The sequence below is a fragment of the Endozoicomonas sp. SESOKO2 genome (genome assembly GCF_024606245.1).
Lineage (GTDB): Bacteria > Pseudomonadota > Gammaproteobacteria > Pseudomonadales > Endozoicomonadaceae > Endozoicomonas_A.
Window position 1 is genome coordinate 1 of the sequence record NZ_JAHHPQ010000606.1, and the last position, 5,131, is coordinate 5,131.

The 5,131-nt window shown below is 45.8% G+C and carries 2 protein-coding genes; both read left to right on the top strand.

Translation table 11 applies throughout. The annotated features are described in order from the left end of the window. The coding region (locus tag KDK17_RS14760) for a hypothetical protein (protein ID WP_257288382.1) at nt 1-182 on the top strand (182 nt) is incomplete at its 5' end. 90 nt (nt 183-272) lie between these two features. Further along, nucleotides 273-5,131 (top strand): hypothetical protein (locus KDK17_RS14765; protein WP_257288383.1); only part of this gene is annotated, 4,859 nt, incomplete at its 3' end.

Below are 5,131 nucleotides of genomic sequence, written 5' to 3' on the forward strand. Positions count from 1 at the left end.
GGGAGAAATACTTCAGGGACAATGTGCCTCAATGGTCATTTTCCCACGCAGAAAGCATCCCTTACTTCTACACTCTGAGTGCCTTCTTTGAGTGGCAAGAAAACAGTGATCAGAAACTTTCTGGTCATGATAGAGAAATGCTACCCACGGGAGACAATAGAGATATCAGTGATGAACTCTGATATCAGAGATCAACGGATGACCTCCTTATGACCTCCAAACGAAACCTGTATAAGGAATACATATTGGCTTCGTTCCTCTGAGGTAGCAGAATGACACATGCTTGCCCCAATGCATTGAGCCTTGCCGTGGTGGTTGCCATCAGCTCTTCCATCGTGGGTACACAGGTACTGGCCGATCGCAGGCTGCAGATAAAGTCTGTCGATATTATGGGCTATAGCCATATGAAGTTTACCCGAAGCGAGGTCATGGTTAAGCCAACTTTAGGTGATGACCAACAGCCAATACCTAAATCCTTCACGACCACCTACCCTGATCAATCCAGAGTCAAAGCGGACTATGTTACTGCTGCTGAAAGCTTTACAGACACTCTCTCTGAAACCGATGTTGACGTTTCCAGTGTTGATCTGTTTGAAACAGGCGAGGATGACGTTGCTCAGAAATACACCAAAATCCTGAAGGTCGGTAATGAGGGAATCTTCAAGTTCACCCATAACCTTGAAGAAACGGAACTGGTCATTGAAGTCAGAGGCGGAATGACCGATCAGGCTTCAGTTGATGCTGTCCGTACTCACTGGTCTAACATGCTATCACTGGAACCGTTCACGAAAATCGCCAGACCCACACAACTGTTCGCAGTGCTGGATGGTGCCGAAGAAAGAACAGGAAACCTCGGCAACAGTGATCACTATATCGCCCTTGCCACCATTGAAGTAGAAAAAGTTGAAGTGAATGGGCGTACCTTTATGCGTCTTATCTCCGGGGGTGACCAGCCTCCTGAACTGAAGCGCCTGAGTCAATCGCTCTTTGTCAATGATGAGGCTCTTCTGGCAGCGGCCACCTCTGCCTATATACAGCTTCATGTCCAGGGAGAGAATTTACAACAAAAGGCGCTTAATGAACTATTGGCACACAACAAACCGGTCGGATATGTTGTGCACGTCGAAGATAACACAGAGGCTCATCCTGTGCCCGCCGGTTATCCAAAACTGGAAGTGACTGAGGCTTCGGGTGAGATTATTGTTTTCCATGGTCAGAAACAGAATCCAGCCGACGTCGCTTTTGTACAAAACCTCTATGGCCTGGTAAAAACTGATCCTGGCAACCATGCCACAACAAGGATTAACATAGGAAAGGTCAAAGACTACCAGTACGTCATTCGATGCAGGCAGATGGCAATACTGGAGGAGTTAGCCGCAGATCACAAACTTCACAATACTGAAATTGACAAATGTCAGCTGTCAATGCTTACCTACTATGAATCTCTCCAGCAGGTATTGACCAGTGCTATTGCGGATGTGACACCTGGATTTGAATTCACAGCTAAACACATCAGAGTCGCTGCTTCGGTCATCACGTCAACCTGGTTACAGTTTCAACTCAGAAAACACTTCGGCTTCAAACCCGTACTTAAAAATTTTCTGTCTTGCCCGCTCTTTGTTCAGAATATTCAGACATTCATACCTGTTATCAACATTATCAGCAAATCACAGATCGATGCTTGGGGGGGCGACGAACGGTTTGCTTCCAAAGTCATTAGAGACATGACCAGACAGCTGCCTGAAATGTATTACAGACTGGAGGAGCTAAAGGTAAAAGAAGCCAGAATCCTCCGGATTAAACATCAGTTTCAGGACTCAACGGATACAGAGGTTGACAATGAAAAGGAAAAACTCGAAGCACAACAAATCAGGCAAGGAATCGAGGATGAGCTTGCAAAACTTCGTGTCGAAATGGAAAGTCTGGAAATTCAGGAACAGAAACTTCAGCAGGAAAGCAAGCGCATTCCAGCGCTGGAACGACCACTTCATCATGCCAGAAATGTACATAACTCGAGGCTGGCAAGAGAACTTGGCATAGCTGACTGGGATGATACCCTGCCACAAGAAGAGCAAGCCAGACGCATCACAGAAAGAATTAATGAAATCTTGATGGCCACTGTCGCAACAGAACAGCATCAACTCAAAACCGTAACAACAAATCTGGCCGCTATTGAAGGCCAGCTCGGTATTATTCCGGACAATAAAAACGATCTTGATGCCCGCTTTCAGTTGATTCAACAGCACCTGAAGCAGCAGGCAACCCGGATCGATCAAAAATATCTTCAGCAACAGGTCGTCATGACAGAAACTGAAAAAACATCTGTAACCAAGGCTCAATTTGCAACCATTGCCGCACATTTAAACATTCAGGATTTTGACGACAAGGCAGATATTGAGACTCAAAAGGCACTTCTGATTCAGAGACTTCAGACACAGAACACTCAAGGCGGAAAATTGAACGTTCATCAAGAACGTATCCTTCAGAAAATTCAGGAGCTGAATGCTCAAAGCGGTCTTGGTAAAACCGACGACATACTCATGCAAAATGCTCTTTTGACAGTGTTTTATGGTGTGAAACTACCTGAAGATAGCACAGTAGAGGATCGCATCGCACTGCTAGATACAATACATAAGAATGTACTTGAGAATGAACAAAAGCTTGCAAGTTTGGAAGAAGAGCTGGAAGACATCAGAACACCTGGCCATCCCAGAGCCAAGCCTGAAGTACTTGGTAAACTGAGTGCCGTGGAAGAAGCCCTGAAAATGGATGATCTCGATTTAGAGGACGATGAGTATTACCGTCATCACGAAATTTCCAGGGAGATGCAGATATCTATCACAGATGCCAGACAGCAGGCAGAGGAAGAGGCACAGAATATACTGAAAACCGTAGAAGAAATGCTCCGGATCGAAGTCAATGAATGGGATGACAACGAAAAACGACTTGACAGGGTTCTCATAAAACTTGACGACGATGATGTCACCAAAAAAATGCTGGATGATATACATCACGCCCTCTGGAAAGATGACCTCGAACCTGGGGACAAGACAGATAAAGTTTGGAAGCTTCGCAAGCGTCTTACCTTTTATGCCACATACACGGATTTGCGAGCCTCAGAACAACAGACAGAGTTGCTTGACGCTGTAGAGTACGAGCTGGGGATTGACCGAAGTAAAAACGTTGCTGCCAAAGAAAGAGGTAAGCATTTAGTTGCTAAGCTGGCCGATGATCTGAATATAGAATTTGAAATAGATGCCAGCCTGAATGAACAGAAGGCTCTTCTGGAATACAGATTTCGGGAATTAAATTACGAAGTTGGCAAACCCTATGATGATGAAGGTATCAGAAGGGGAATAAATAATGAGATTGCCAGTCACTTGGGCATTCAGGGCTATAAAGAGGATGCCCCTGCTCGTGATCAGATCTGTCTCATCAAAGAAACACTCGGACAACGGTATAGAGCAGCTTTAGAGGCGTTTCACCCCAGAGTAGATGACCGTATCGCAGTCATTAATGCTGAGCTTGACAGGCAAATGGCTCGTCTGGGATCTAAACCCCGATATGTTCTTGATCGTGAGCAAGCCAGAGCCAGAAGATACATAGAAAAAGCTGAAAGTGAGCTGGAGCAACTTCATCGCAGACTCAATGCTGTCCATAGTGAACAAGTGATAGTCGCACATTCTAATGACGCCCCCCCTGACACGGATAAATACATCACGGCTCTCAATCAGGCAATGAAGCAGATTCAGACCGAATTGGGCCTGCCTCACGCTGAAAATCAAAACTCTGAAGACCGATTAAACGACATCGAACGCTTCCTGCAGAGAAACGAGGACGATGCAGAAAGACAAGTGGAAATAATCCGGAAACTAAGAGCTGCCATTAAAGATCTGAAAATCCCTTTTGAAAATGCTCCTGATAATCTGTTAGCAGAAGATTGCATTGATGCCATTAGAGACTTTACAGCCTCTCATAGTCGGGACGAAGTCGATCACGCAATGGGCGAACTGCCTGAAACCAGGAAAAAGTACGCTCAGGTCACAAAATTTCTACGTGAGCATGATTTTGTAGAAATGGAATTGACCAATGCACAGACGGAAGAAAAGCAAGCACAAGAGGCTCTGGACACTAAAAATCAAGACATTGACAATTCCAAAGACAACGATCCGAAAGCTGAGACTACTCCAGAGCAGACCAGAGAAGTGCCGGATTTAGTCCTGAAACAGAAAAAAGCAAAAGTGTCAGAAGTACAAAAAGCTGTAGACGATCATGAAGCTGATCTTAAAGCCATCGAAGACGACATTGGTCTTAAGCCAGATCCCACTGACCGCATCGCTGACCGGCTTGATGCTCTGAAAAACAAACAAGTACAACTGGGCGGGGATGATGGTGCTGGCGGCAAGATCCTGCAACTGACCAGGGAAAAGGACCGCTTGATAAAAAAAGTAGACGCAAAGAAGGCGGCAATAGAGACATTAAAGGAAGTCCTGAAAGCTACTGAGGAAGCCGTCGAAAAAGACGGTGGTCCCTTCCAGTACCACCCGAGACAAGCAAATATATTGGTCGATATCTATGCCTTCGTAAGGACGCACTCTCTCAAGAAGCAGGCTCTGGAAGCCGCAATGGGTTTGGCAGAATCAGCAGAAAAAAGCGGTAAGGTCAGACCCGATCTTCCAACTTTTGACTTTGACGATGAATTTGCACCGATTCGCCTGAGAGCATTGGTCGGAGACGATCTGACGTTTAATCAGGCCAGACGGATTGTAGAAGTCTTCAAAAATCTGAAGACGACATTCATGTTCCAGCCTATAGAAGATCAGTCTCTGAATACCTTGGAAGAAGTCCAGGATCTGGCAGACTGGGCAAGGACTCACATTAAAACCGGGCCACAACACTACGACGATGAAATCCACGGCATGGGCGAAGCAGCTATTCATTACGTCGAGCATGAACCGGAAGACCTGAAAAGCTTCTCGGAGTACTTCGCTACCCGTTCTGCCAGTGGTAACAGGATCATCGCTCTGCTGCATGAAGGTCTGATCAGCAAGGTTGAACTAGAGCACTACATAAAGACCGTCAGAGGTGTCGACGGTTATCAGACAGTGGATGAATTTGAGCACTTCCTTGG